Raw genomic sequence first — 25,826 nt, forward strand, 5'->3', positions numbered from 1 at the left:
CCTTCCTTGGTCCGGCCAACAGCCGGGACCGCCGAAACTCCCCACTATTGCGGGTTCGACGCCGGGAATCTGCGGGGTGGGCGACCAACGCGCCGGTGGCGGCGTTCAGAAGCAGGGACCTTCCTTCGGGCCGGTGCCGAAGCCGCCCGCCCGGTAACTCGGTAGGATTCTAAGCATGGAAGCCGCGCAGGAAGCCCCGGACCGTCCGCCTTTGGATGTGAGCGCCCTCAGCGATGGGGCGTTCCTTTCCGCCAACGGCATTCCGCAGCTCACGGTGGTGGACACCACCGGATCCACCAACGCGGACCTGCTGCGGGGCGCCACCGAGGATCCCACAGCGTTTCCGGACCTCACCGTGCTGACCGCTGAACACCAGAGCGCCGCCCGCGGCCGCCTGGACCGCCGGTGGGAGGCGCCGGCCCGCAGCTCCATCTCCGTCTCGCTGGTGCTGCGCCCGGTCAACGCCGACGGACGCCCGTTGCCCACCCAGACCTACTCGTGGCTCTCGCTGCTGTCCGCGCTGGCCCTGCGTGAGGCGCTGCTGGACACGGCCGGGCTGCCGGCAGAGCTCAAATGGCCCAACGACGTCCTGGTCCGGGGCAAGAAGATCGCCGGCATCCTCGCCCAGCTCGGACCCATGTCCGGCGGCGCGGTGCCGCCCGTGGTGCTCGGCACCGGTCTGAACGTCACCCTCACCGAAGCGGAACTTCCGGTGCCCACGGCCACCTCCGTCCTGCTCGAACACCCGGTCACGGTGGACCGCACCGAGCTGCTCAAGAGCTACCTGTCCCGGTTCGCCACGCTGTACCGCAGCTTCTGCAACGCCGACGGCGATCCCACGGCCGGGCTGGCCGGCGGCGCCTCACTGCACAACCGGGCCGAACACCTGATGACCACCCTGGGCAAACAAGTCCGCGCCCAGCTCCCCGGCGATTCGGAAATCATCGGCCACGCCACCCGCCTGGATGATTACGGCTCCCTGCTGGTGGTGGACTCCGGCGGCCACGAGCACGTGGTGACCGCCGGCGACGTCGTGCACCTGCGGCCCTGGACACCGCCGGGCGAGGGAAGCGCCGGCGCCGAAAGCGGCTATGCGTAAGGAGCTCCTTCCGGGCGAACAAGTGATTGTGGTGACCCGGCCGCAGCCAAGGACCCTGATTTTTCCGGCGCTGCTGTTCATCCTTGTTCCTGCCCTCGCCGCCTTTTGTTGCGCCTGGATCATCAAAGGCGGAGCGGCCAAGCTCGCCCCGATGATCCTCAAGGAAACCAAGGAATCGACGCCGTGGCTGATCGGGATGTGCGTGGCGTTCGCTGCCTGGGTGCTGCTGGGGTACTGCCTGCCGCGGGCCATGACCTGGCATGCCACCAGATACACGCTCACCAGCCGGCGGCTTGTCGCCCGCTACGGCATGCTCAGGCGACGGGACCAGCAGGTATTCCTGGCGACGGTTCGTCATGTGGTCATCCACCAGTCGTTGCTCCAACGCGTATTGCGTTCCGGGAATATATCCTTGGAAACCGGGCACCCCGCCAGCATGGTGGTTCCCGACGTCCCGGAGGTCGCGATGTTCCGGAGTTTTGTCCTCGACGCCATCAGCGATCTCCCGCAGGAGGTCCAGTGGCCCGGAGACATGATGGACAACCCTGACGCGGCGTGGCCGTGGGAAACGAGAGAAGGTGGAAGGGATGGGCGCTGAAAACGTCAACCGGGAAACGGGACTGCTGGCCGAAGAGCCGTCGCACATTTCCGATGCCCTGGTCGAGTCGGCGAGCCTTGAGGCCGCCGTCCTCGATTCCGTAACAGGCAGCCTCAGCGACGGCGCCGCCGAGTCCGCCGGGGACGCGGGCGCACCGCCGTCCCTGTCCGGCCCCGGGGAACCCGAGGACCGTGATAAGTCCCGCGAACCCCGCGGCCCGGCAGCACCCGACGCCGTTTCGCCGCCCACCGGCACCATGTCGGCTGAACGCATCGCGTTGAAAGCCCTGGAACAACGGCTGCTCGGTGGCGAACGCAAACTGCGGCGCCGTGAAGTCGCCTCCGGCGCCGGGCTGTCCCTGCTCTCCGCCCGGAAACTCTGGCGCGCCCTCGGCTTTCCGAACATCGGGGACGAGGATGTTGCCTTCACCGAACGCGACCAGTCGGCGCTGAACACCATCGTGGACCTGGTCCGCGCCGGCAAACTCACCGAGGAAGCCGCCATTTCCGTCACCCGCGCGATCGGGCAGATGACCGACCGCATGGTGGTCTGGCAGGTCGAGGCCCTGGTGGAGGACATGGTCCACCAGCAGGGTGTCTCGGATGCGGTTGCCCGCAAGCGCCTGGTCAACGAGTTGCCCTCCCTCGTGGACGCGCTCGAGGACATGCTGGTCTATTCCTGGCGCCGCCAGCTTAACGCCGGAGTCCAGCGCCTGGCCGTCCGGGCCGAGGCCGGGCTGGCTTCCAGCGAGGAGGGCCGCGAGGGCGACGAGGACGATGCACCGCTGCCGCTGGCCCGCGCGGTGGGCTTCGCGGACCTGGTTTCCTACACCAGCCTGTCCCGCCGCATGAACGAAAAGACGCTCGCCCAACTGGTGCAGCGCTTCGAGAACAAGTGCGCCGAAATCATCTCGGTGGGCGGGGGGCGCCTCGTCAAGACGGTGGGCGATGAAGTGCTCTACATCGCGGAAACCCCTGCGGCCGGGGCCGAAATTTCCCTTGCCCTCTGCCATGCCTTCACCGAGGATGAAATCCTGCCCGAGGCACGCGTCGCCATGGTCTGGGGCCGCATCCTCTCCCGGCTCGGCGACATCTACGGACCTACCGTCAACCTGGCCGCCCGGCTCACCGCCCTCGCCGATCCCGGGACCGTCCTGGTGGACTCCATGACCGCTGCCGCGTTGGAAGACGACGAACGGTTCGTCCTCCGGCCACGGCCGGCCGAGGACGTCCGCGGGTTCGGCGAAATCCACCCGGTCCAACTCCTGCGCGGCAGCGGCCACGGTCTCGTCCTGGATTAGCGGGTCCGCCGGCCCGCGCATCCTGCGGACCGCCGTTGAGCAGCTGCGCAGGCGGGAACGAAACACCGCCCGGTCCTTCCCCCTGCCGCGCCGATCCCCGGTAGTATCCCGGTAATGACGAGCCCAGCCCGGGCAGCGTCCAAGGGGGAGATTCCAATGCCGGACACGCTTGACCTGGCGCCCGCCCGCGTCCGACCAGATTCCACCGTCCACTTCGGGGAACGCCCCTTCTACCTAGGACAGGCATGAACTCCCAGCCGGCCGCCGTTCCGCCCCCCGCCTCCTCCACCCCTTCCCCGGCCGTTCGGCTCAACGTCGGCTACGGCACCGACCGTGGCCTGCGCCGGGAAACGAACGAGGATTCCTTCATAGCCTCCGACCCCGTCTTTGCCGTCGCAGACGGCATGGGCGGCCACGAGGCCGGCGAGGTCGCCAGCGGTATCTGCGTTCGGACTCTTGCCCGGATCCCGCAGCAGGCGGCCGGTGCGCGGAACACCACCGCCGCCGACGTGCAGGAACTCCTGCAAATGGCCGATGAAAGCATCCGGGAGGCCACCGGGGCCAGGGCCGGCACCACACTCTCCGGCGTCGTGGTGGTGGAGCAGACGGGTTCCCCCTGCTGGCTGGTCCTGAACCTGGGCGATTCCCGGACCTACCGCCTCAGCCACGGGGAGCTTCGGCAGGTCAGCGTCGACCACTCCGAGGTCCAGGAACTCGTGGACGCGGGCCAGATCACTGCGGCCCAGGCGGCCGTGCACCCCCGCCGTCACGTCGTCACGCGCGCACTGGGCACCGGGGATGCCGTCGAGGCCGACTACTGGCTGCTGCCCATGGCCGAAGGCGACAGGATCTTGGTCTGCTCCGACGGGCTCAACGGCGAACTCGACGACGAACACATCGCCAGGATCCTCCGCTCCCGCCCCGACCCCCAGGCAGCCGTGGATGAACTCATCCAGTCGGCCCTGCGCAGCGGCGCCCGGGACAACGTCACCTGCATTGTCCTTGACGCGGCCGATGTCGGCGATACGGCGGCGCCGGTCACCGGACAATGTCAGTGATCTAGGGCAGGATAGGTCTGTGAGCACAGGGAACACTGCAGCAGAAGCCCAGACCCAACCCCCCTCGGACGCCGTGCGCGAGGAATACCAGGTCCTCGTCGAGGAGGTGCGCAAGCACCGCAGCGCGTACTACCAGGAGGACGCGCCCGTCATTTCGGACGCCGAATTCGACGACCTCTACCGCCGGCTGGAAATCATCGAGGCCATGCACCCGGAACTCGTGGCCAACGATTCCCCCACCCAGGAAGTGGGCGGCGAAGTGTCCGCGGCCTTCGCCGCCGTCGAACACCTGCAACGCATGTACAGCCTGGAGGATGTCTTCTCCCTGGCGGAACTGGAGGCCTGGATCGCCAAGGCCGAGGCCAACATCGCCAAGCAGGGCAACGGTGCGCCGGCCTGGCTCACCGAGCTCAAGATCGACGGCCTCGCCGTGAACCTGCTGTACCGCGACGGCGTGCTGGTCCGGGCCGCCACCCGCGGCGACGGCACCACGGGTGAGGACATCACCCACAACGTCCTCACCATCAAGGAAATCCCGCAGCAGCTCCATGGCACCGCCTTTCCGGCCGAGCTGGAGGTCCGGGGCGAGGTCTTCATTCCATCCAGGGCCTTTGCCGACTTCAACGAGGCCTTGATCGAAGCCGGGAAGGCACCCCTGGCCAACCCCCGCAACGCCGCCGCCGGTTCGCTGCGCCAAAAGGACCCGGCCGAGACCGCCAAGCGTCCGCTGCGGATGTACGTGCATGGCATCGGCGCCCGCGACGGCCTCGAAACGGCCAGCCAGTCGGACACGTACCGGCAGCTCGCCGAATGGGGACTGCCCACCAGCCCGTACACCGAGGTCCTTCCAGGGCTGCGGGAGGTGCTGGAATTCATCACCCGGTACGGCGACAAACGCCACAGCCTGGCCCACGAGATCGACGGCATCGTAGTCAAGGTCGATAACTTCGGCACCCAGCGGGCCCTCGGCTATACCTCCCGGGTTCCACGCTGGGCCGTCGCCTACAAATACCCGCCCGAGGAAGTCCACACCAAACTGTTGGACATCGCGGTCAACGTGGGCCGCACCGGCCGGGTGACCCCGTTTGGCCTGATGGAACCGGTCAAGGTGGCCGGTTCCACTGTGGAGATGGCCACCTTGCACAACCAGGAGGTGGTCAAGGCCAAGGGCGTCATGATCGGTGACATCGTGGTGCTGCGCAAAGCCGGGGACGTCATTCCGGAGATCGTGGGCCCCGTCCTGGCCCTGCGCGGGGAGCAGGATCCGCCGGTCCGCGAATTTGTGATGCCCACCGAATGCCCTGCCTGCGGCACGCCGCTGGCGCCGGCCAAAGAGGGGGACGTGGACATCCGCTGCCCCAACGCCCGGTCCTGCCCGTCGCAGTTGCGCGAACGGGTGTTCCACCTCGCCGGCCGCGGTGCCTTCGACATCGAAGCCCTCGGCTGGGAAGCTGCCATCGCCCTGACCCAGCCCGCCGAGCCGGACACAGCACCGCTCACCACCGAGGCGAATCTGTTCCGGCTCAAGCCCGAAGACCTCGCGGACGTGCGCATCCGGCGCGAAAAACGGTCCAAGGGCGTCGCCACCGGCGAGTTTGAGCTGGTGCCGTACTTCTACAGCCGAGGCAGCGCGAAGACGCCGTCCAAGCCCACGGCCAGCACCGAGAAGCTGTTCCGCGAGCTGGCGAAGGCCAAGGCCCAGCCGCTCTGGCGGGTTCTGGTGGCGCTGTCCATCCGGCACGTCGGACCCCGCGCTTCCCGCGCCCTCGCCACGGCGTTCGGCAGCATGGACGCCATCCGGCAGGCCTCCGAGGAGGAGCTTGCGCACGTCGACGGCGTCGGGCCGGTGATCGCGGCCGCTCTGACCGAATGGTTCACCGAGGACTGGCACCGCGAGATCGTGGACGGCTGGGCGGCCGACGGCGTCCGGATGCAGGACGAACGCGACGAGTCCAGGCCACGGACGCTGGAGGGCCTGACAATCGTGGTGACCGGGAGCCTGGAGGGTTTCAGCCGGGACGAGGCGAAGGAAGCCATCCTGATCCGCGGCGGCAAGGCTGCCGGCTCCGTGTCGAAGAAAACTGATTTCCTGGTGGCCGGCGACAACGCAGGCACCAAACTGGACAAGGCCGAACAGCTCGGCGTGCCGGTCCTGGATGAGGACGGCTTCCGCGCCCTCCTCGCCGACGGCCCGGCGGCCCCTGCCGGGGACCCTGGGGCCGCCGCCGGCGCAGCTGCCGGGGACCCCGCCGGCAGCGGCGAAGGCGACGGTGCCCGCGAGGACGCCGAAGAAAACCATCAGGAGGTGGTCCCCGAGTGAGTGCCGCACACCCGGCCGGGTCCGGCGACCGTCCGGCCGCGTTGCTGGACCTCGCGCAGCGGGCGGCAGCCGCCGGGGCCCACGTCCTGGCCGGCCGGAACGCAGCCGGCCTGGACGTCAGCAACAAGGGCGACTCCGGGGACTGGGTGACCGCCTTCGACCTCGCCGCGGAAACCGCCGTCCGGGACGTCATCACCGCGGCGCGGCCGTTCGACACCATCACCGGGGAGGAAGGCGGCACCGTCCTGCCCGCTTCGCCCAGCGGCTACCGCTGGTCCGTTGACCCTCTCGACGGCACCACCAACTTCATCCGCAACATCGTGTACTACGCCACGTCGGTGGCCGTCGCGGACCCCGACGGCGTCTGGCTGGCCGGCGTCGTGAACGCTCCGGCCCTGGGCCGGACGTACTATGCCCTCCGTGGCCAGGGCGCGTGGCTGAAGGAGGCCGGCAGGCTGACGCAGCTGTCCGGTCCGGTCGCCGGGCGCACCGGACAGATCCTGGCTACCGGATTCAGTTACCACCCCGGCGTCCGGGCCGAACAGGCGGCCGGTCTGGGCAGCATCATGGACGGCTTCGCCGACGTCCGCCGCCTCGGCTCAGCCGCCCTGGACCTCTGCCTCGTCGCGGACGGCACCCATGATGCCTACGGTGAACGCGGCCTGAACGAACACGACTTCGCCGCGGGAGCCTTGATCGCCGAGGAGGCCGGGTGCTGGGTCCGCCGCCCCCGGCTGACCAGCCCGCTCGCCGGCGGACCCTCCGACGACGAACGCCTCGCCGCCTGGACCTGCGCCGGGACCTTGGAGCTCGCCGGCAAATTCCCGCTGTAACCGGCTGCGGCAGACGCTGTTTTGATAGTTCAATCACAGAAAACCGGTGTCCGGGGACCGGAGTGGCGCACCCGCCCGTAGCATGGACACGTGCATTCCCAGATCCTCATCCGTTCCGCGGTTCCCGCCGACTACGACGCCATCGCGCGCATCACCACAGATGCCTACTTGGCCGCAGGCTATTTCGAGAGCGCAGACCACCCGTACATGCGCCAAATCCAGGACGTCTCCCGGCGGGCCGCTCACGCCACCATCTGGGTAGCCGAACGCGCCGGGCGCGTTGTGGGCTCCGTGACGCTGGCCGTCGCCGGCGAACCCTACGCGGACATTGCCCTGAGCGATGAGCTGGAATTCCGGATGCTCGTGGTGGACCCCGCCGTCCAGCGCAGCGGGGCGGGCAAGGCCATGGTCCACGCCATCCTCGACCATGCCCGGGTGTTGCCGGGAATCAACGCCGTGGCCCTGACCACCGGCCTGACCTGGGAAAGCGCCCATGGGCTGTACCTCAAAACCGGTTTCCAACGGGCACCGGATCGCGACTGGATCGTGCCGGACACGGACATCAAGTTGCTCGTCTACCGCCAGGAGCTCGCAGGCGGAACGGCAAGTGCCGGGGAGGGCCGCTGATGCGTTGGGGTAGGGTTTGGGTTCATCGAAGCATGTTGGCGCGCACGTAATCTGGAGGAACCATGGCAGCGCACATCCCCGATTCACTCGACGGGAAGCTCCTCGGCCTCTACCTTTCGGACCACCTGACCGGCTCCACCGCCGGCGTATCCCGGATCCAGCGCATGGCGGCGGCCTTTGCCGACACCCCGGTGTCGGCCGACATTTCCCGCGTCAGCGAGGAGATCACCCGGGAGCGGGCCGAGCTTCGCGCCCTGATCCGCCAGTTGGGCCTGCGGCAGCGGCCGCACCGCCAGGCGGCTGCGTGGGTGGCCGAGCACGTCGGCCGGCTCAAGCTCAACGGGCGCATCGTGCGCCGGTCCCCGATGACCATGGTGCTGGAGGCGGAGTTGATGCGCGCAGCGGTGCTGGGTAAGCTCGGCGGCTGGCAGACCCTGACGGAACTGGCACCCGAGCTGGGGCTGGACCCCGCCCAGTTCACCGCGCTCGCGGACGACGCCCGGTCCCAGATTGAGGCCCTCAGCCGCGTTCACGAGCACGCCCGCAGCAACGCCTTCCGCAAGAGCGGGGATATCAGCAACTGACAGCGTTGCCGGGCCGCATCAGGTACCGGTGCCGGGCGGGAGTCCGTAACGGTGCTCCGGCCGCCCGGTGCTGCCGTACCGCAGCTGGATGTCGACGGCGCCGTCGTCCGCGAGCGCTGACAGGTACCGCTGGGCGGTGGCCCGGGACACTCCCACCCGGGCGGCGACCTCGGCCGCCGAATACTGCTCATCCGGTTCGAGCGATTCCAGGACGGCCGCTTCCGTGGCGGACCGCGGTTTGGCCGTGACCGGGACGTCCCCCGGAATGAGCGCGCGCTTGGCCCGCTCCACCGTGTCCTGGGTGGCGTTCCCCGGCTGGGCCAGGATCCGCCGGTATCGTGCGTAGGAGCGCAGCTGCCGGGAGAGGGATTCGGCCGTGAACGGCTTCAGCAAGTAGCCCAGTGCGCCGCGCCGGAACGCGACCCGGAGCGAGGCAGTATCCGAGGCGGCGCTGAGGATCATGGTGTCCACGTCCAGCTGGTGGAGCAAATCCAGGCCGGAAGCGTCGGGCAGGTAGACATCCAGCAGCACCAGGTCCGGGCGCAGGCTATGGATGGCCTGCAGTGCCTGTGACGCCGAACCGGCGGGCGCCAGCGCCAGGAACCCTGCCACGGAATCCACATAGGCTGCATGCAGCTTGGCGACATGGAAGTCGTCGTCCACAATCAACACCCGGAAATCCTCAGACATCGTTGTCCTTTTCGTTGAATTGGATGGTTCCCGGCAGCGTCGCCATGAACACCGCCCCGGGTCCTCCCGCTGAACCGCGGTCCAGGACCCGCACGTCCCCGCCGCGGCGGCGCGCCAGCTGGCGGGCCAGGGCGAGGCCGAGCCCCTGCCCGGCACCCGCCCGGGCCGGGCGTTTTGCGGTGCTGAATCCCTCGGCAAACACCGCGTCGTCGCCCACTGCACGGTCGTCCACTGCCCGGTCGCCGGGCGCGTCGGGCAGCCCGTCGCCGGAATCGCCGACGACGATCAGCAGCGTGCCGCCGCCGGCGCCGGGCTCGTCGAGTACCTCCACCTCCACCCAGCGCTCCGGCGCCGAGCCGCCGACGGCGGCGTTCACGGCGTTGTCGATCAGGTTCCCCAGGACCGTGGTGACTTCCTGCGGTTCGGTGACCTGGCCCCGGACCAGCGTTTCAGGGCCGAGACGCAGGCTCACGCCGCGTTCATCCGCTTCCACGCCCTTGGCGCCCAGGAAGGCCTGCAGGTAAGGGTCCTGGAGCAGCTCGGCCTGGTCCACCGGGAATTTCAGCGGTCCGGTGGCGGCCAGCCGGGCCAGGTAGTCGCGGGCCTGCTGGGGCTGTCCAAGGCTGAGAAAGCCGGCAATGGTGTGCACCTGGTTGGCGAACTCGTGCCGCTGGGCCCGGAGGGCGGCGGACAGGGTGCCCACGGCGTCGAGCTGGCGGGTCAGCTGCTGGAGCTCGGTCCGGTCCCGCAGCATGAGAACCCAACCCAGGTCCTCGCGGCCGTGCAGCGCCTTCCGGGCGCTCGCCACCAGCACCCGGCCTCCGGCGACGAACTCCACCGCGTCGCCTTCCGCAGCGTCCGCCCGGGTGAGCCGCAGCAGCGGGGCGGGCACCTCTGCCTCTGCCCACGGCGTTCCGGTGAGATCGGGCCGGCCCAGCAGGCGCCGGGCGGCGGAGTTGAAAACGCTGATCCGGCCGTCCGCCGCGACGCCAATTACGCCGTCGTCGACGCCCTGCAGGACCGCCACCTGGTCGTGGACCAAAGTGCTGATTTCCTCCGGTTCCAGGCCCAGTGTCAGCCGCTGGAGGCGCCGGCGCAGCAGGAAGGAGGCGAGGACGCCCACCAGCAACGCACCGGCGGCGGTCAGGGCGATCGGAACGATGTCCCGGGCCAGGCTTTGGCCGATGGTCTCGGTGGAGTAGCCCACGCTGACCTCGCCCACCACGGTGTTCGAGTCCGGGGCGTACACCGGTACCTTGGCGCCGGCCGAGGGACCGAGGGTTCCGGTGTTCCGGGTAGTGACGTCCTTGCCGGAGAGGGCTTCGGAAGGGTCGGTGCTGACCCGTTCGCCCAGCCGCTCGGCGTCCGGGTGCGCCAGCCGCAAGCCGGTCTCGTCGGTGATCACCACAAACAGCGCGCCGGTGCGGGTGCGGGCGCCCTCTGCCGCGGCCATCAGGGGCCCGGCCAGGAGTTCAGCGGCCGGGGGAGTGCCGGGCCGGGCGCTGATGTCCTGGACATCCACCCGCACCTGCGGGTCCGAGGCTACGGTCCGGGCCAGCGTCAGGGCCTGGTTCTCCGCCTCGCGTCCCAACCGGTCGTAGGTCAGCCAGCCGTGGACGGCGCTGGTCAGGAGCACCACCAGCACCACCACCGCCAGCTGAAGCAACACGGTCTGGGTGGAAAACCGCAGGGGAGCGCGGCCGGTGAAACTCCGGACGGTGGAACGGAGCACAGCGGACCTCCTTGGGTGTGAGCACAATGCGCAAAATGCGTCCAACAAGCAGTATGCCAATCAAGGGAGGCAAAGGCCCGGCCGTGACGTGCGCCACTCTAACGTCTGTTGTACGCATCACACCGGGGTGGTGCGTACAACAACGAAGGAGCCGGCCGTGCTGGTATTACTAGGATTCACCATGATCGCGGTATTCATGGTGCTGATCATGACGAAGAAGCTGACGCCGGTCCTGGCGCTCATTCTCGTCCCCACCGTCTTTGGACTCTTCGCCGGCGCCGGGCTGGGCATCGGCCCCATGGTGATGGACTCCATGAAATCAATGACGTCCACGGCAGCCCTGCTCATGTTCGCCATCATCTACTTCGGCCTGATGATCGACGTCGGGCTCTTCGACCCCCTGGTGCGGTTCATCCTGCGCAAACTCGGCAACGACCCCGCCAAGGTGGTCCTCGGCACCGCCGTCCTCGCCGCCGCGGTTTCGCTCGACGGCGACGGCTCCACCACCTTTATTTTGACCACCGCGGCCATGCTGCCGGTCTACCTCCGCCTCAAGATGAGCCCCGTGGTCCTGACCTGCGTCGCCGGGCTGGCCAACGGCACCATGAACATCCTGCCGTGGGGCGGCCCCACCGCCCGTGCAGCCACCGCGCTGAAGCTTGACGTCAACGACGTCTTTGTTCCCATGATTCCGTCGCTGATCGCAGGACTCATCGTCGTGTTCGTCTTCGCCTGGCTCCTGGGCCTGCAGGAACGCAACCGGCTGCGCAGCGCCGCGCCGGAAATTTGGGGTACCGCTGACACGTTCGACGGCGGCTCGCCGCTGGGCGGCGCCGGCCGCTTCGGTTTCGGCCGCAAGTCCTCCGGCCCTGCCGGGGGCGCCCCCGCCGCCGGAAGCCCCTCAGCGGGCGGTTCCTCCGTCGCGGTCCTGGAACGCACCGAGGACCTGGTCGACGACCGCGATTCCGCCATGGCGGACACCGCACTGGACCCCAACCGCAAGACACTGCGTCCCAAGCTGTTCTGGTTCAACCTCGGCCTGACGGTTGCCGTCATGGTCACGCTCGTCGCCAACATCATTCCGCTCCCATTCGTCTTTATGGTGGGTTCCGCCATCGCCCTGCTGGTCAATTTCCCGAAGGTCAAGGACCAGGGCGCCCAGCTCATCGCGCACGCCCCGTCGATCGTTGCCGTCGTGAGTATGGTCATGGCCGCGGCAGTCCTCACCGGCGTCCTCAACGGCACCGGCATGGTCAAGGCGATGTCGGAATGGCTCGTCGCCATCATCCCCGCCGACATGGGTCCGTTCATGGCCATCATTACCGGCGTGCTGAGCATCCCCATGACGTTCTTCATGAGCAACGACGCCTTCTACTTCGGCGCACTGCCGGTGCTCAGCGAGACCGCGGCCCACTACGGCGTCAGCGCCGCGGACATGGCCCGCGCGTCCATCACCGGCCAGCCGTTCCACCTGCAGAGCCCCCTGGTCCCCGCGATCCTGCTGCTGGTTTCCCTCGCCAAGGTGGACCTGGGCGACCACCACAAGAAGGTCCTCTGGCGCACCGCGGTCATCTCCCTGATCATGTTGGGAGTCGGAGTCCTCACCGGAGCCATCGGCATCGGCTGACAACCCCACGAGCACCACAAAAAACAACGAGACTGTCGAATTCGGAGATTTTCCGGACCCGACAGTCTCGTTCGGTGCCGGTAGCGCGGCGGTGACGGGCCGGACGGCGGCGACCCCGAACCCACGTAGACTGGGACGGAAAATAATCCTTTACCTGCAGGGGAGATCCATGGCTGCGATCAACCGCGACGACGTCGCGCATCTCGCGCGACTCGCGCACATCGAGATGAGTGCTGAAGAGCTGGACCGGATGGCCGGCGAACTCGCCGTCATCGTCGATTCAGTGAAATCTGTAAGTGTTGCCGCCGGTGATGATGTCCCGGCCACGTCCCACCCCATCCCGCTGACGAACGTGTTCCGTGAGGACATCGTGGGCCACACTTTCACCGCCGAGCAGGCACTCTCCGGCGCCCCCGACGCGTACGAGGGCCGCTTCAAGGTCCCGGCAATCCTGGATGAGGGCTAAGAGCATGACTGAGAACAACGAACTGATCCGCTCCTCCGCCGCGACGCTGGCCAGCAAGCTCGCCGCCCGGGAGGTCACCGCCGTCGAGGTCACCCAGGCCCATCTGGACCGCATCGCCGCCGTCGACGGCAAGGTCCACGCCTTCCTCCACGTCAACACGGACGAGGCGCTCGCCGTCGCCGCCGAGGTGGACGCAATCCGCGCCGCCGGGGGCGCCGCCGCCAACGAGCTGCACGCCCTCGCCGGTGTGCCGATCGCCGTCAAGGACCTGATCGTCACCGTCGGCCAGCCCACCACCGCCGGCTCGAAGATCCTCGAAGGCTGGCACAGCCCCTACGACGCCACCGTGGTCAAGCGCCTGCGCGCCGCCAAAATGCCCATCCTGGGCAAAACCAACCTGGACGAATTCGCGATGGGCTCCTCCACCGAGCACTCCGCGTACGGCCCCACCCACAACCCCTGGGACCTGGACCGGATTCCTGGCGGCTCCGGCGGCGGTTCCGCTGCCGCCGTCGCGGCCTTCGAGGCCCCGCTGGCCCTCGGCACCGACACCGGCGGCTCCATCCGCCAGCCCGGCGCCGTTACCGGCACCGTCGGAGTGAAGCCCACCTACGGCGGCGTGTCCCGCTACGGTGCCATCGCCATGGCCTCCTCACTGGACCAGATCGGCCCGGTCTCGCGCACCGTGCTCGACTCCGCCCTGCTGCACCAGGTCATCGGCGGGCACGACCCGCATGACTCCACCTCGCTGCCGGACCCGCTCGAGGACCTCGTGGCCGCCGCGTCGATGGGCAACGTGCGGGGCATGAAGATCGGCATTATCAAGGAACTGCACGGCGAGGGCTACCAGGCCGGCGTCGAGAAGCGTTTCAACGAATCCCTCGAGCTGCTCAAGGCCGCCGGCGCGGAAATCGTTGAGGTCTCCTGCCCCAACTTCAAATACGCGCTGGGCGCCTACTACCTGATCATGCCCTCGGAGGCCTCCTCCAACCTCGCCAAGTTCGACGGCGTCCGGTACGGCCTGCGGGCCCTGCCCGAGGACGGCCCGATGACGATCGAACGCGTCATGGCTGCCACCCGCGCCGCGGGCTTCGGCGACGAGGTCAAGCGCCGCATCATCCTGGGCACCTACGCGCTGAGCGCCGGCTACTACGACGCCTACTACGGCTCGGCCCAGAAGGTGCGCACCCTGATCCAGCGCGACTTCGACGCCGCGTTCGCCCAGGCCGATGTGCTGATTTCCCCGACGGCGCCCACCACGGCCTTCAAGCTCGGTGAGAAGCTCAGCGATCCGCTGGCGATGTACCTCAACGACGTTGCCACCATTCCCGCCAACATGGCCGGCGTACCCGGGCTTTCCCTGCCCGGCGGCCTGGCCGAGGAGGACGGCCTGCCGGTGGGCGTCCAGCTGCTCGCCCCGGCCCGCCGGGACGCCCGGCTGTACCGCGTCGGCGCAGTCCTTGAATCCCTGCTGGAGGCCCAGTGGGGCGGCCCGCTGCTGGACCGTGCTCCTTCACTGACGGACGCCGCCGGCACTTCCCCCCGCAACGCCGCCCTGAGCCACGGAGGTTCCCGCTAATGACTGATGCAACCCTCAGCTTCGAAGAGGCGATGGAGAAGTACGATCCCGTCCTGGGCTTCGAGGTCCACGTCGAGCTCAACACCAAGACCAAGATGTTCTCCTCGGCTCCCAACGTCTTCGGCGACGAGCCCAACACGAACGTCAACGAGGTGGATTTGGGCATGCCCGGCGTGCTGCCCGTGGTGAACAAGACCGCGATTGAATCCTCCATCAAGATCGGCCTGGCGCTGAACTGCAAGATCGCTGAAACCTGCCGCTTCGCCCGGAAGAACTACTTCTACCCGGACACCCCGAAGAACTTCCAGACCTCCCAGTACGACGAGCCCATCGCGTACGACGGCTATCTGGACATTGAGCTCGCAGACGGCACCATGTTCCGCGTCGAAATCGAACGCGCCCACATGGAGGAGGATGCCGGCAAGCTCACCCACATGGGCGGCGCCACCGGCCGCATCCAGGGCGCGGATTACTCCCTCGTGGATTACAACCGCTCCGGTGTGCCGCTGGTCGAGATTGTCACCAAGCCGATCGAGGGTGCCGGCAGCCGGGCACCCGAACTCGCCAAGGCCTACGTGGCCGCGGTCCGCGAGATCGTCAAGAACCTCGGTGTTTCGGATGCGAAGATGGAGCGCGGCAACGTCCGCTGCGACGCCAACGTCTCGCTGCGCCCGCACGGCCGCGAACGCTTCGGCATCCGCTCCGAAACGAAGAACGTCAACTCGCTGCGCGCCGTCGAACACGCCGTCCGGTACGAGATCCAGCGACACGCCGCCGTGCTGGACTCCGGCGAACCGGTGATCCAGGAAACCCGCCACTGGCACGAAGACACCCGCTCCACCACCTCGGGCCGGCCCAAGTCCGACGCCGACGACTACCGTTACTTCCCGGAACCGGACCTCGTGCCGATTCTCGCGTCGCGGGAATGGGTTGAGGAGCTCCGGGCCACCCTGCCCGAGCCGCCGGCCGCGCGCCGCAAGCGCCTGCAGGCCGACTGGGGTTACTCGGACCTGGAGTTCCGTGACGTCGTCAACGCCGGCGTGATGGATGAAATCGAGGAAACCATTGCCGCCGGTGCCACCGCGACCGTGGCCCGCAAGTGGTGGATGGGCGAGATCGTGGGGCGTGCCAAGAACGCCGACGTCGACCCCGGCCAGCTCGGCGTCGCACCGACGACCATCGTGGAACTGAACACGATGGTCGAGGACGGCAAGATCAACAACAAGATGGCCACCGAGGTCCTCGACGGCGTACTGGCCGGCGAGGGCACCCCGGCGGAAATCGTGGCCAAGCGCGGCCTGGCCGTGGTCTCCGACGACGGCCCCCTGCTCGAGGCCATCGACGCGGCCCTCGCTGCCCAGCCCGGCGTCGCGGACAAGATCCGCGGGGGCAAGATCCAGGCGGTCGGCGCCATTGTGGGCGGCGTCATGAAGGCCACGCGCGGCCAGGCCGACGCCGGCCGGGTCCGTGAACTGATCCTGCAGCGCCTCGGCGTCGAAGGTTAGCGTCGGCGGCTAGGCCCTAGCCGCCCACCAGATCGGTCATGATGGCCTGCAACGCGTCGCAGACCATCATGACCGATCTGCGTTTAAGGTTCTCCGGACGGGCGAGGATGTCGATCCGCCGCCGGGTGCTGATGCCTTCCAAGGGCCGGAGCACAATATCCGGACTCAGCACCGGCCGGGCCGTGTACCGTGGCAGCAACCCGATCACGCTCCCGGTCACCACGAGTGCCGCCACGGTGGAGTAGTCGTTGATCCGGTGGACGATGTTCAGCTCCCGGCTGGAGACGGCAGCGACGGCGGAGAGCACGTCCGCAGGGGAGTAGCCTGCACGGCTGGTCACCCAGGGTTCGCCGACGACGTCGTCCGCCGTCACCGCCCGCTGCCCGGCCAGCCGGTGCCCGGCCGGCAAGGCCACGTCCAGCGGCTCATGGGCGAGCGGGATCACCGCCACCCGCTCCTCGGGCCAGCGCGGGCTGTGGTCCATCCGGTGGGCCAGCACCAGATCATACCGGGCCGTCAGGGCCGGAAAATCCTGCTGCGCCACGTCCTCGTCCGTGAGCAGGATCCGCGGCTGCCCCGGCCCGGCGAGCAGCCGGGCGAGCGGGGCGAACAGGGCCTGGCCGGCACTGTGGAACCCGCTCAGCGTCACCGGCGCCACCGGCGAGCCGTGGTACGCGCCGAGTGCCGTCCTCGCATCGGCCATGGCGCTGACGACGGCGGCTCCGGCGTCCGCCAGCACCTGCCCCGCCTCGGTCAGGACCAGGTTCCTGCCTTCCTTGCGGGTGAGCGGCACCTCGACGGATCTCTGCAGGGCTGCCAGCTGCTGGGACACCGCCGACGGGGTAACGAGCAGGGTTTCGGCGACGGCCTTGACGCTCCCCAGCGCGCCAAGCTCGCGGAGCATTTCCAGCTGGTGGATTTCCATGCAGCCAGTCTATGCACAAGGCTGGGCTTAACCGTCGATTGAGAAAATCCCGGTTGTACTAATGCGTTCCAGCGGCTCTAATGGGGGAAGTTGACTCCCATGCGCTGCCGCGGCAGCGGACCGAAGGTGCCTGGCCACGGGCGCAGTTAGGAAGGCCCATGAAGGCTCTTTACAAGGCAGGCGCCCATGCCGGTTTCGAACTGGTGGACCGGCCGGAACCGGAAACCGGCCCGGGCGAGGTCAAAATCCGCGTGCTGACCACCGGGATCTGCGGTACCGACCTGCACGTCCAGTCCTGGGACGCGTGGGCGCAGGGCATCATCAATGCCCCCCTGATCGCGGGGCATGAGTTCTACGGCGAAGTCGTGGAGGCCGGCGGTGACGTCCTGGACGTCAAGGTCGGTGACCGGGTCTCCGGCGAAGGCCATATCGTCTGCGGCATCTGCCGCAACTGCCGGGCAGGCCGCAAGCAGATGTGCATCAACACCGTCAGCGTCGGCGTCCAGCGCGACGGCGCGTTCGCAGAGTTCGTCGTGATTCCCGAGACCAACGTCTGGGTGCACCAGGACCCCTCCGTCACTCCGGAACTGGGAGCCATATTTGACCCCTTCGGCAACGCCGTCCATACCGCGCTGAGCTTCCCTCTGGTCGGCGAGGATGTGCTCATCACCGGCGCCGGGCCCATCGGGCTGATGGCCATCGCCGTGGCCCGCCATGCCGGCGCCCGCAAGATCGCCATCACCGACGTCTCTGCTCCGCGGCTGGAACTGGCCCGAAGCCTTGGCGTGGACCTCGCGATCGATGTCTCCACGACCCGGGTCAAGGACGCCCAGCGCGAGCTGGGCATGCGCGAGGGATTCGACATCGGCATGGAAATGTCCGGGCACCCCACAGCGCTGCCTGAGATGATCGAGAACATGAACCACGGCGGCCGGATCGCGATGCTGGGACTGCCCAGTCAGTCCATCGACATTGATTGGGGCAAAGTGGTCACGCATATGCTGACCATGAAGGGCATTTATGGCCGGGAAATGTTTGAGACCTGGTACGCGATGAGCGCCATGCTGTCCTCCAACCCGGTCCTGCGCGCCAACATCTCTGCCGTGGTCACGGACACCCTGCCGGCCACCGACTGGGAGAAGGGCTTCGACGTCGCCCGCGCCGGAGTGGGCGGCAAGGTGGTCCTCGACTGGACCTGCTTCTAACCCGCCGATCGCCAGGCCACACCGACCCACCAACTGAGGAGCCCACCGAAATGTATTCAGCCATCAAGGACCAGTTGCAGCACGAGCTGGACGAGATCCGCAGCGCCGGCCTGTTCAAGACCGAGCGTCATATTGACTCGCCGCAGGCCAACCACATCAAAGCCGGCCAAATCGGCGGCTCCAGCGCGGACGTGCTGAATTTCTGCGCCAACAACTATCTGGGTCTCGCGGACCACCCGGACATCATCGCAGCCGCCAAGTCCGCGATGGACGAGCGCGGCTTCGGCATGGCCAGCGTCCGGTTCATCTGCGGCACCCAGGACCTGCATCTGGCCCTTGAGGAGCGTGTCTCGAGGTTCCTCGGCACCGAGGACACCATCCTGTTCTCCAGCTGCTTCGACGCCAACGGCGGTGTGTTTGAATCGCTGTTCGGGCCGGAGGACGCTGTCATCTCCGACGCGCTGAACCACGCCTCGATCATCGACGGCATCCGGCTCTGCAAGGCCCAGCGCTTCCGCTACGCGAACCAGGACATGGCGGACCTGGAGGCCAAGTTAGTCGAGGCCAGCACCCAGGCGAACCCGGCCCGCCGCAAGATCATCGTCACGGACGGCGTCTTCTCCATGGACGGCTTCCTTGCCCCGCTCGAAGCCATCTGCGACCTCGCCGAAAAATATGACGCCATGGTCATGGTGGATGATTCCCACGCCGTCGGCTTCATGGGCGCCAGCGGGGCCGGCACCCCGGAGCACGCCGGCGTCTCGGACCGGGTGGACATCTACACCGGCACCTTCGGCAAAGCCCTGGGCGGCGCCTCCGGCGGGTACGTCTCCGGCCGCCGTGAAGTCGTCGCCATGCTCCGCCAGAAGGCCCGTCCCTACCTGTTCTCCAACTCGCTGGCCCCGGCCATCGTCGCGGCGACGCTCAAGGCCCTGGACCTCGTGGAGAACTCCGGCGAACTGCGCAGCAAACTCTTCGCCAACGCGGCCCTGTTCCGGCGCCGGATGTCCGAGGAAGGCTTCGGGCTGCTCCCGGGCGAGCACGCCATTGTGCCGGTGATGTTCGGAGATGCCGTGATGGCCGCCAAGGTGGCGGACGCCATGTTGCACAACGGTGTCTTCGTCACGGCTTTCAGCTACCCGGTGGTGCCCAAGGGGGCGGCCCGGATCCGCGTCCAGCTCTCGGCCGCGCACAGCGCCGAAGACGTCGAGGAGTGCGTGCAGGCGTTCGTGCGCAGCCGGGCCGCGGTGGACGCCGCCGCGTAGCCGGATCCGCACCGCAGCCGGGCCGGATCCGGGCGCCGCCGCGAAACTACTGACGGGACCTCCTGCGGGGTGCAAGGATGGAGGCATGTCAGCGAAATACGATGTTGTGATCGTCGGCGGCGGCATTGCCGGCCTGTCCCTTGCCTCCGCCCTTGCCGGGAAATGCAGCGTGGCCCTGCTCGAAGCCGAGCAGTCCCTGGGCTACCACACCTCCGCGCGCTCGGCCCGGCAGCTGATTCCCAGCTACGGCCCGCCCGTGGTCCGGGAGCTGACCATGCGCACGCTGGAACTTATCGGCATCCACGAGGGCACCCGGCCCGAACCCGTGCTCTCGCCACGCCGGTTCATGCTGATCGGAGACGAGGACGCCGTCCTGGAACAGGCCAGCGGGTTCATGCAGCGGATCAGCCACGCCGAGGCGCTGGAGATCTGTCCCGCGCTGAAGCCGGACTCGTTTACCGCTGCCGGCCTGGATTCGGGATCCTTCGCCTGCAACGCCTCCCTGCTGCTCGAAGACCACCGGGAGCGGGCCGTCGAAGGCGGCGTGGACATTATCACCGGCGCCAAGGTCCATTCGGCCCAGCGCCTCGGGTCAGGCTGGGAGCTCGGTGCCGGGCAGGAAGCCCTGCAGAGCGCCGTCGTGGTCAATGCCGCCGGTGCCTGGGCGGACGAACTGGCGGTACTTAGCGGCGTCGAAAAGCTCGGCCTGCAGCCCTACCGGCGCACGGCCGCGATTGTCGACGTCGAACATCCCCTGCCGCAAGGCTGTCCGATGGTGGCATCGACCGACAGCTTCTACTTCCGGCCCGACGGACGGCGGCAGGTGCTGATTTCGCCGTCCGAAACGGTGCCGAGCGGCCCCGAAGACGCCCGGCCGAACCCCGGGGACATCGAGGCGCTGATCACTCAACTCAACACCGTCACGACGATGGGGATCGGCACCATCAGCCGGGCCTGGACCGGGCTGCGGACCGAGGCTGCCGACGGCATCCCGGTCGTGGGATTCGACGCCGAAGCCGCCGGGTTCTTCTGGCTCGCCGGACAGGGCGGCTACGGCTTCCAGACGTCCTCCGGCATCGCCGAGCTGGCCGCAAGGCTGATCCTCGCAGGCCAGGGCACCGGCAAGGCAGCAACCCCCGGTCCGGCATCCCGGACAGCGGAGGCGCTGGCGGCCACGCGCTGGTCCATCCGGCCCTGAAGAATGGACCCATGAGCACCCTGATCACCAACCTTGCCGAGCTGATGACCCAGGACCTCGAACACCGGGTCCTCAAGGACGCGGCCGTGGTGATTGAGGGCGAACGCATCGCCTGGCTGGGCCGGGCCGCTGACGCGCCCGCCGCCGACGAAGCCGTCAACGCGGGCGGCCGCGCCATGCTGCCGGGCTGGGTCGACTCGCACACCCACCTGATCTTCGCCGGCGACCGGACGGCCGAATTCGAAGCCCGGATGGCGGGGGAGAACTACAGCGCCGGCGGCATAGCCGTGACCATGGAGGCCACCCGGGCCACCAGTGACTTCGACCTCACCCGCCTGGCCATGGGGCGGGTCGCCGAGGCCGTCTCCCAGGGCACCACCTACCTCGAAACCAAGACCGGCTACGGCCTGGACGTGGAGCACGAGGCCCGCAGCGCCCGGATTGCCTCCACCGTGGCTGACGAGGTCACCTACCTTGGCGCGCACCTGGTGCCGGCAGGAATGGACGCTGAGGGCTACACCGAGCTGGTCTGCGGCCCCATGCTATCCGCCGTCCGGCCGTTTGTGCGCTGGGCCGATGTCTTCTGCGAGCAGGGGGCCTTCACCGAGGACCAGTCCCGGCGGGTGCTCCAGGCCTGCAAGGACGCGGGACTGGGCTTGAGGGTGCACGGCAACCAGCTGGGGGAGGGCCCCGGGGTGCGGCTCGCGGTGGAATTCGGCGCGGCCAGCGTGGACCACGTGAACCACCTCTCCGGCGCCGACATCGACGCCCTTGCCGCCAGCTGGTCCGGCTGGGACACCGGCGGAGGCGCCGGCCGCGGGACGGTGGCCACGTGCCTGCCGGCCTGCGACCTGTCCACCCGGCAACCGCTGGCACCTGGCCGGGAGCTGCTCGACGCCGGTGTCCAGCTCGCGCTGGCGTCCAACTGCAACCCGGGCACGTCCTACACGAGTTCGATGGCGTTCGGCGTCACCACGGCCGTGCTGCAGATGCGGCTCAGTGTCCACGAGGCCGTGCGCGCGGCCACGTACGGCGGGGCGCTGGCCCTCGGCCGGGAATCCGGGAAGGACGCCGACGGCGAACGCGGTGTCGGCTCGATCGCCGTCGGGCACCGCGCGGACCTCCACCTTCTCAACGCCCCGTCCGCCACCCACCTGGCCTACCGGCCCGGCATGCCGTTGACGCACGCCGTCTGGCGGGCCGGGGTACGCGCCCGCTAGAAGAACATCGGCGGGGCATCCAGGACGGTTTCATCGACCCGTCTGGGCTCCCACTGGCTGAACGGCTTATCCAGCTCGTACTTGCCGTCCGTGCTGCGGTGCAGGGTGCGGACCTCGGCGTTGTCGGGGTTGTTGAGGGACTCGAAGTACTCCACCGACCAATGGAACCAGCGCATGCAGAACAGCCGCATCGTCAGCCCGTGGGTCACGAACAAAGCGTTGGGTGCGTAGTCCGGCCGGGACCAGTGGCGGTACAGCGTTTCCATGAAGGAGGAGATCCGGTCATAGACATCGGAGCCGGACTCGCCCTCCCGGAACCGGTAAAAAAAGTGGCCGTAGGCGTTGCGGAGTTCCTTTTGGTCCTCAATTTCGCCGGTGATCTGGAAATTGGCCCAGTCTTGCTCGCGCAGCCGCGGCTCTTCGATCACCCGCTCCACCAGCGGGCCGAGATTGAGCGCCTCCAGGGTCTGGTAGGCCCGCAGGTAGGGCGAGACGTAGACGCAGACCGGCGTGCCGTCCAGCAGCCGCCGGACCTCTTCGCCGGCCGCCCGGGCCTGTTCGATGCCGAGCTCCGTCAGCGGGATCCGGTAATCCGGGACCCTGTTATAGATCGAGGTATCGGCGTTGGCCGCGGACTGGCCGTGCCGGATCATAATGATTTTTCCGGGCGCACTCATAACCACCAAGCATAGGCCCGGCCGGCGCGCATCCTGTGGCAACAAGCGGTTTCAGGAAACTACCGGTATCTGCGGGCAAGATAGGAACATGTTGGTTCCCTCGCGCCGTCGGCTGCGGATAGAAGTGTGGATAGTTTTGGGCCTGTCGCTGGGGCAGTCAGCCGTGTATTCGGTGGTGCAACTGCTGGACAAAATGACCCGGGCTCCCCTGGCGGAAGCGACCTCCACGCTGAACCGCTCGCAAAGCACCCGGGAGTACTTTGACCTCACCTACCAGCTGCTGGACATCATCTTTGCCCTGGTGCCCGTGGCACTGGTGATCTATTTCCTCGCCGAACACCGCACGGCCGCCGCAGCCTGCGGCAAGCTTGGGTTCACCTTCGCGCGCCCCGGCAAGGACCTGCTCCAGGGCCTGGGCCTGGCCGCGCTCATCGGAATCCCGTCGCTGGGTCTCTACGCCGCAGGCCGGGCGCTGGGGATGACGACGGCGATTATCCCCAGTGGGCTGGACTCCTACTGGTGGACGGTGCCGGTGCTCATCCTCTCCGCGGTCCGGCACGGCATCGTGGAGGAAGTGATCGTGGTGGGCTACCTGGTGGACCGGCTGGGCAAGCTCGGCTGGAGCGTCCCCCTGATAATTTTTGCGAGCTCCATGCTGCGTGGCAGCTACCACCTGTACCAGGGCTTCGGTCCCTTCGTCGGCAACGCCATCATGGGCGTCATCTTCGCGCTCATCTACACCCGGACCCGCCGGGTGATGCCGCTGGTGATCGCGCACGCCGTGCTGGACATCGTGGCGTTCGTCGGCTTCAGTCTGTTCGGCAAGGCGATCGGCCTGGGCTGAGGGTTCGTTGGCTCCACGACCCCGGTGGTTCCCGGGACCGGCGTTTAACGAATTCGGCCGCCATCGGGGGGTGGCGCCATTGGCACCCGCTGATGGCGGCCGAAGTGTTGGGGCGGAAAAGCGTCAGATGGTGACTGCTCCGGAGGCCGTCTCGAAGGTGACAGAAAGGATGCCCGGTGTACCGCGCGGAGCGAGCCAGTTCACGGCCACATCCTCCAGCGGCTTCTCCACCGGAACGCCGAGCCACTCGGTGACGCGCTCTGCGGAGCCGGCGATGGTGAGGGCGGACATCTTGACGTTGCTCTCGTAGGCCTTGGACGGGTGGAGTTCCGGATCGCCTTCCCATTTCAGCATGTAAGGGACCTGGGGATCGGCGATGAGGCCGAGAATGCCGATCTGTTTCCAGACCAGTTCGCGGCCGTCCGGAAACTTGCGGTTGCCGTTGACAGCGGCGCGTCCCAGCCGCTCCTCGAACGGGGCGAGATCGTCCACTTCCACGCACCAGCCCATCCACCCGCCGCCCGCCGCCGACCGGGCGCGGACAGCCTGGCCGAAGGGAGCTTTGTCCGAGGCGGGATGGTTCAGCACCTCCACCACCTCAACGTACTTGTGTGCCGCGAGCGGGATAATCATGTTGCGGGTCCCGAACCGGGGGTGGACTCCGCCCTTCACGGCTTCGACGCCGAGGGCAGACGCAATTCGTTTGGTGGTGGCAGCGAGGCCATCTTGTTCACAGGCGTAAGAGACGTGATCCATGCGCATGCCCTCATCTTGGCACTTTGTGATGCGCCTCTCAGCTTAGGGTGCCCTAACCGGGAGGGGATGACCGGCGGGACGGCTTTCACAGGGCTCGCGGGGTCGCCACGATGACAGGAAGCGCCGCCCGGGACGGCTCCCCGGCCATGACATGTTCGTCACAAAGCTATCCACGGCCTGAACCGGTTCCTAGACTGGGGTCAGGTCATGAGTGCCAGCGCACGGCCCCGGCTTGCTGGCCGGCAACCCTCGTCTCGCGGTGGGGTGCCCCGGGTGAAGACCTGGCCGTCCGGCGCCCGCCGGGGGGCAAGCGCGGCGCCAGTGCCGCCCGGGCCGGAAGGCTGCGGGCAGACTGTGCCCGGACCTTTAGGAGTTGTCCCATGTCCAGTGCCTGGTCCTTTGAAACCCGCCAGATCCACGCCGGCCAGGAGCCGGACAGCGCCACCGGCGCCCGGTCGCTGCCCATCTACCAGACGACGTCGTTTGTCTTCCCCAGTGCCGAGAGCGCCGCCAACCGGTTCGCGCTGGCCGAACTGGCGCCGATCTACACCAGGATCGGCAACCCCACCCAGGACGCTGTGGAGCAGCGCGTGGCCAGCCTGGAAGGCGGACTCGCAGCACTGCTGCTCAGCTCCGGACAGGCCGCGGAAACCCTCGCGATCCTGAACGTCGCCGAGGCCGGGGACCATGTGGTGGCCAGCCCCAGCCTCTATGGCGGCACGTACAACCTGCTGGCACACACCCTGAAGAAGTTCGGTATCTCCGTAACGTTCGTGGCGGACCCGGACAACCTGGCGCAATGGCGGAATGCGGTGCAGCCCAACACCAAGCTGTTCTTCGGCGAAGCGGTCTCCAACCCGCGCCAGGACGTGCTGGACATTGAGGGCATCTCCCAGGTGGCCCATGAAGCCGGAGTGCCGTTGATAGTGGACAACACCCTGTCCACGCCGTTCCTCATCAGGCCCATTGAGTGGGGCGCGGACATTGTGGTGCATTCGGCCACCAAGTACCTTGGCGGTCACGGAACGGCGATCGCCGGCGTCATCGTGGACTCCGGCAACTTCGACTTCAGCAAGGACCCGGAGCGGTTCCCCGGCTTCAACACCCCGGACACCACCTACAACGGCCTGGTCTACGCCCGCGACCTCGGTGCGGACGGTGCCCTCGGCGCCAACCTCTCCTTTATCCTCAAAGCCCGCGTCCAGCTGCTGCGGGACCTCGGCTCCGCCGTCTCCCCGTTCAATGCCTTCCTCATCGCCCAGGGCATCGAGACCCTCAGCCTGCGGATGGAACGGCACGTCGCCAACGCCGTCAAGGTGGCCGGATGGCTGGAAGCGCGCGACGACGTCGAATCCGTTGCCTATGCCGGGCTGCCGTCCAGCCCCTGGTACGAGCGCGGCCGCAAGTACGGGCCCAAGGGGACAGGCGCCGTCGTCTCCTTCAACCTCGCCGGGGGAGCGGACGCCGGAAAGCGCTTCGTCGACGCCCTGGAACTGCACTCGCACGTGGCAAACATCGGCGACGTGCGCTCCCTGGTCATCCACCCGGCGTCGACCACGCACAGCCAGCTCTCCCCGGAGCAGCAGGCCGTTGCCGGCGTCCACCCCGGCCTGGTCCGGCTCTCGGTGGGGCTTGAGCATATCGATGACATCATCGCGGACCTCGATGCCGGCTTCCGGGCAGCCAAGACCGCCTGATCCATTCGGGGCTGAGGGGCC

General features: G+C 68.1%; 23 protein-coding genes and 1 riboswitch. Of the genes, 18 read left to right on the top strand and 5 right to left on the bottom strand.

Annotation, left to right across the window (positions count from 1 at the left end; genetic code table 11):
- The first annotated feature begins 175 nt into the window (after nucleotides 1–175).
- The 8 genes from VUN84_05180 to VUN84_05215 all read left to right on the top strand — a co-directional run bounded on the left by VUN84_05180 (nucleotide 176) and on the right by VUN84_05215 (nucleotide 8,419).
- Nucleotides 176–1,099: a biotin--[acetyl-CoA-carboxylase] ligase gene (locus VUN84_05180; GenBank protein ID XAS65063.1), complete on the top strand. Its 924-nt coding sequence runs from the start codon at nucleotides 176–178 to the stop codon at nucleotides 1,097–1,099.
- A complete protein-coding gene (locus tag VUN84_05185) occupies nucleotides 1,092–1,697 on the top strand; it encodes a PH domain-containing protein (GenBank protein ID XAS65064.1) in 606 nt (201 codons plus the stop codon). Before VUN84_05180 ends, VUN84_05185 begins: the two co-directional genes overlap by 8 nt.
- Nucleotides 1,687–2,997 (top strand): adenylate/guanylate cyclase domain-containing protein, encoded by a 1,311-nt coding sequence (locus tag VUN84_05190; GenBank protein ID XAS65065.1) that lies wholly within the window; start codon nucleotides 1,687–1,689, stop codon nucleotides 2,995–2,997. The genes VUN84_05185 and VUN84_05190 overlap by 11 nt, the downstream gene beginning before the upstream one ends.
- Nucleotides 2,998–3,242: 245 nt before the next feature.
- Complete coding sequence (locus tag VUN84_05195; protein XAS65066.1) at nucleotides 3,243–4,055, top strand: protein phosphatase 2C domain-containing protein; 813 nt, start codon at nucleotides 3,243–3,245, stop codon at nucleotides 4,053–4,055.
- Complete coding sequence (gene ligA / locus VUN84_05200; protein XAS65067.1) at nucleotides 4,012–6,375, top strand: NAD-dependent DNA ligase LigA; 2,364 nt, start codon at nucleotides 4,012–4,014, stop codon at nucleotides 6,373–6,375. The genes VUN84_05195 and ligA overlap by 44 nt, the downstream gene beginning before the upstream one ends.
- Entirely contained in the window at nucleotides 6,372–7,208 is an 837-nt protein-coding gene (locus VUN84_05205; GenBank protein XAS65068.1) for an inositol monophosphatase family protein, read from the top strand. The genes ligA and VUN84_05205 overlap by 4 nt, the downstream gene beginning before the upstream one ends.
- Nucleotides 7,209–7,298: 90 nt before the next feature.
- Nucleotides 7,299–7,835, top strand: coding sequence for a GNAT family N-acetyltransferase (locus VUN84_05210; protein XAS65069.1), 537 nt, complete (start codon nucleotides 7,299–7,301; stop codon nucleotides 7,833–7,835).
- A 62-nt stretch (nucleotides 7,836–7,897) separates the two neighbouring features.
- On the top strand, nucleotides 7,898–8,419 hold the full coding sequence (locus tag VUN84_05215) for a hypothetical protein (protein ID XAS65070.1): 522 nt from the start codon (nucleotides 7,898–7,900) through the stop codon (nucleotides 8,417–8,419).
- Between the two features lie 18 nt (nucleotides 8,420–8,437).
- Here VUN84_05215 and VUN84_05220 read toward each other — a convergent pair whose 3' ends face one another.
- Nucleotides 8,438–9,109: a response regulator gene (locus tag VUN84_05220; protein XAS65071.1), complete on the bottom strand. Its 672-nt coding sequence runs from the start codon at nucleotides 9,107–9,109 to the stop codon at nucleotides 8,438–8,440.
- Nucleotides 9,102–10,841, bottom strand: a complete 1,740-nt coding sequence (locus VUN84_05225) for a sensor histidine kinase (GenBank protein ID XAS65072.1) — start codon at nucleotides 10,839–10,841, stop codon at nucleotides 9,102–9,104. The genes VUN84_05220 and VUN84_05225 overlap by 8 nt, the downstream gene beginning before the upstream one ends.
- A 157-nt stretch (nucleotides 10,842–10,998) precedes the next feature.
- Here VUN84_05225 and VUN84_05230 point away from each other — a divergent pair, with 157 nt between their 5' ends.
- The 4 genes from VUN84_05230 to gatB all read left to right on the top strand — a co-directional run bounded on the left by VUN84_05230 (nucleotide 10,999) and on the right by gatB (nucleotide 16,018).
- Nucleotides 10,999–12,468 (top strand): CitMHS family transporter, encoded by a 1,470-nt coding sequence (locus VUN84_05230; protein XAS65073.1) that lies wholly within the window; start codon nucleotides 10,999–11,001, stop codon nucleotides 12,466–12,468.
- 169 nt (nucleotides 12,469–12,637) lie between these two features.
- Nucleotides 12,638–12,934: an Asp-tRNA(Asn)/Glu-tRNA(Gln) amidotransferase subunit GatC gene (gene gatC / locus VUN84_05235; protein ID XAS65074.1), complete on the top strand. Its 297-nt coding sequence runs from the start codon at nucleotides 12,638–12,640 to the stop codon at nucleotides 12,932–12,934.
- 4 nt (nucleotides 12,935–12,938) lie between these two features.
- A complete protein-coding gene (gatA, locus tag VUN84_05240; GenBank protein XAS65075.1) occupies nucleotides 12,939–14,513 on the top strand; it encodes an Asp-tRNA(Asn)/Glu-tRNA(Gln) amidotransferase subunit GatA in 1,575 nt (524 codons plus the stop codon).
- On the top strand, nucleotides 14,513–16,018 hold the full coding sequence (gene gatB / locus VUN84_05245; protein XAS65076.1) for an Asp-tRNA(Asn)/Glu-tRNA(Gln) amidotransferase subunit GatB: 1,506 nt from the start codon (nucleotides 14,513–14,515) through the stop codon (nucleotides 16,016–16,018). The genes gatA and gatB overlap by 1 nt, the downstream gene beginning before the upstream one ends.
- 16 nt (nucleotides 16,019–16,034) lie before the next feature.
- Here the strand turns inward: gatB and VUN84_05250 are convergent, their stop codons facing one another.
- Nucleotides 16,035–16,943 (bottom strand): LysR family transcriptional regulator, encoded by a 909-nt coding sequence (locus VUN84_05250; GenBank protein ID XAS65077.1) that lies wholly within the window; start codon nucleotides 16,941–16,943, stop codon nucleotides 16,035–16,037.
- A 158-nt stretch (nucleotides 16,944–17,101) separates the two neighbouring features.
- Here VUN84_05250 and tdh point away from each other — a divergent pair, with 158 nt between their 5' ends.
- From tdh to hutI, 4 genes are all read left to right on the top strand, one after another.
- A complete protein-coding gene (tdh, locus tag VUN84_05255) occupies nucleotides 17,102–18,148 on the top strand; it encodes an L-threonine 3-dehydrogenase (protein ID XAS65078.1) in 1,047 nt (348 codons plus the stop codon).
- A 50-nt stretch (nucleotides 18,149–18,198) separates the two neighbouring features.
- Nucleotides 18,199–19,413 carry a glycine C-acetyltransferase gene (locus VUN84_05260; GenBank protein ID XAS65079.1) on the top strand — a complete coding sequence of 405 codons (1,215 nt, stop codon included), beginning with the start codon at nucleotides 18,199–18,201 and terminating at the stop codon, nucleotides 19,411–19,413.
- An 85-nt stretch (nucleotides 19,414–19,498) separates the two neighbouring features.
- A complete protein-coding gene (locus VUN84_05265) occupies nucleotides 19,499–20,611 on the top strand; it encodes an FAD-dependent oxidoreductase (GenBank protein XAS65080.1) in 1,113 nt (370 codons plus the stop codon).
- Nucleotides 20,612–20,622: 11 nt separating this feature from the next.
- Complete coding sequence (gene hutI / locus VUN84_05270) at nucleotides 20,623–21,831, top strand: imidazolonepropionase (GenBank protein ID XAS65081.1); 1,209 nt, start codon at nucleotides 20,623–20,625, stop codon at nucleotides 21,829–21,831.
- Here hutI and VUN84_05275 read toward each other — a convergent pair.
- Nucleotides 21,828–22,508 (bottom strand): histidine phosphatase family protein, encoded by a 681-nt coding sequence (locus VUN84_05275; protein ID XAS65082.1) that lies wholly within the window; start codon nucleotides 22,506–22,508, stop codon nucleotides 21,828–21,830. The two genes, hutI and VUN84_05275, sit on opposite strands and share 4 nt — an antisense overlap.
- Nucleotides 22,509–22,596: 88 nt before the next feature.
- On the opposite strand from VUN84_05275, the gene VUN84_05280 reads away from it, so the two are divergent.
- A complete protein-coding gene (locus tag VUN84_05280; protein XAS65083.1) occupies nucleotides 22,597–23,352 on the top strand; it encodes a CPBP family intramembrane glutamic endopeptidase in 756 nt (251 codons plus the stop codon).
- Between the two features lie 123 nt (nucleotides 23,353–23,475).
- Here the strand turns inward: VUN84_05280 and VUN84_05285 are convergent, their stop codons facing one another.
- Nucleotides 23,476–24,114 (bottom strand): VOC family protein, encoded by a 639-nt coding sequence (locus VUN84_05285; protein XAS65084.1) that lies wholly within the window; start codon nucleotides 24,112–24,114, stop codon nucleotides 23,476–23,478.
- Between the two features lie 197 nt (nucleotides 24,115–24,311).
- Nucleotides 24,312–24,427, top strand: a riboswitch (SAM riboswitch).
- Nucleotides 24,428–24,488: 61 nt separating this feature from the next.
- Here VUN84_05285 and VUN84_05290 point away from each other — a divergent pair.
- Nucleotides 24,489–25,805 carry a bifunctional o-acetylhomoserine/o-acetylserine sulfhydrylase gene (locus VUN84_05290; GenBank protein ID XAS65085.1) on the top strand — a complete coding sequence of 439 codons (1,317 nt, stop codon included), beginning with the start codon at nucleotides 24,489–24,491 and terminating at the stop codon, nucleotides 25,803–25,805.
- Nucleotides 25,806–25,826 lie beyond the last annotated feature (21 nt).

It is taken from the genome of Micrococcaceae bacterium Sec5.8, from assembly GCA_039636775.1.
In the GTDB taxonomy this organism is placed as follows: Bacteria; Actinomycetota; Actinomycetes; order Actinomycetales; family Micrococcaceae; genus Arthrobacter.

What these genes read in the sequence shown, in the direction of transcription:
- VUN84_05250 (XAS65077.1), bottom strand. Translation starts at nt 16,943, where the DNA reads ATGGAAATCCACCAGCTGGAAATGCTCCGCGAGCTTGGCGCGCTGGGG.
- VUN84_05275 (XAS65082.1), bottom strand. Translation starts at nt 22,508, where the DNA reads ATGAGTGCGCCCGGAAAAATCATTATGATCCGGCACGGCCAGTCCGCG.
- gatC (XAS65074.1), top strand. Translation starts at nt 12,638, where the DNA reads ATGGCTGCGATCAACCGCGACGACGTCGCGCATCTCGCGCGACTCGCG.
- ligA (XAS65067.1), top strand. Translation starts at nt 4,012, where the DNA reads ATGTCGGCGATACGGCGGCGCCGGTCACCGGACAATGTCAGTGATCTA.
- tdh (XAS65078.1), top strand. Translation starts at nt 17,102, where the DNA reads ATGAAGGCTCTTTACAAGGCAGGCGCCCATGCCGGTTTCGAACTGGTG.
- VUN84_05260 (XAS65079.1), top strand. Translation starts at nt 18,199, where the DNA reads ATGTATTCAGCCATCAAGGACCAGTTGCAGCACGAGCTGGACGAGATC.
- gatA (XAS65075.1), top strand. Translation starts at nt 12,939, where the DNA reads ATGACTGAGAACAACGAACTGATCCGCTCCTCCGCCGCGACGCTGGCC.
- VUN84_05195 (XAS65066.1), top strand. Translation starts at nt 3,243, where the DNA reads ATGAACTCCCAGCCGGCCGCCGTTCCGCCCCCCGCCTCCTCCACCCCT.
- VUN84_05285 (XAS65084.1), bottom strand. Translation starts at nt 24,114, where the DNA reads ATGCGCATGGATCACGTCTCTTACGCCTGTGAACAAGATGGCCTCGCT.
- VUN84_05190 (XAS65065.1), top strand. Translation starts at nt 1,687, where the DNA reads ATGGGCGCTGAAAACGTCAACCGGGAAACGGGACTGCTGGCCGAAGAG.
- VUN84_05280 (XAS65083.1), top strand. Translation starts at nt 22,597, where the DNA reads ATGTTGGTTCCCTCGCGCCGTCGGCTGCGGATAGAAGTGTGGATAGTT.
- VUN84_05215 (XAS65070.1), top strand. Translation starts at nt 7,898, where the DNA reads ATGGCAGCGCACATCCCCGATTCACTCGACGGGAAGCTCCTCGGCCTC.
- VUN84_05185 (XAS65064.1), top strand. Translation starts at nt 1,092, where the DNA reads ATGCGTAAGGAGCTCCTTCCGGGCGAACAAGTGATTGTGGTGACCCGG.
- VUN84_05265 (XAS65080.1), top strand. Translation starts at nt 19,499, where the DNA reads ATGTCAGCGAAATACGATGTTGTGATCGTCGGCGGCGGCATTGCCGGC.
- hutI (XAS65081.1), top strand. Translation starts at nt 20,623, where the DNA reads ATGAGCACCCTGATCACCAACCTTGCCGAGCTGATGACCCAGGACCTC.
- gatB (XAS65076.1), top strand. Translation starts at nt 14,513, where the DNA reads ATGACTGATGCAACCCTCAGCTTCGAAGAGGCGATGGAGAAGTACGAT.
- VUN84_05220 (XAS65071.1), bottom strand. Translation starts at nt 9,109, where the DNA reads ATGTCTGAGGATTTCCGGGTGTTGATTGTGGACGACGACTTCCATGTC.
- VUN84_05180 (XAS65063.1), top strand. Translation starts at nt 176, where the DNA reads ATGGAAGCCGCGCAGGAAGCCCCGGACCGTCCGCCTTTGGATGTGAGC.
- VUN84_05290 (XAS65085.1), top strand. Translation starts at nt 24,489, where the DNA reads ATGTCCAGTGCCTGGTCCTTTGAAACCCGCCAGATCCACGCCGGCCAG.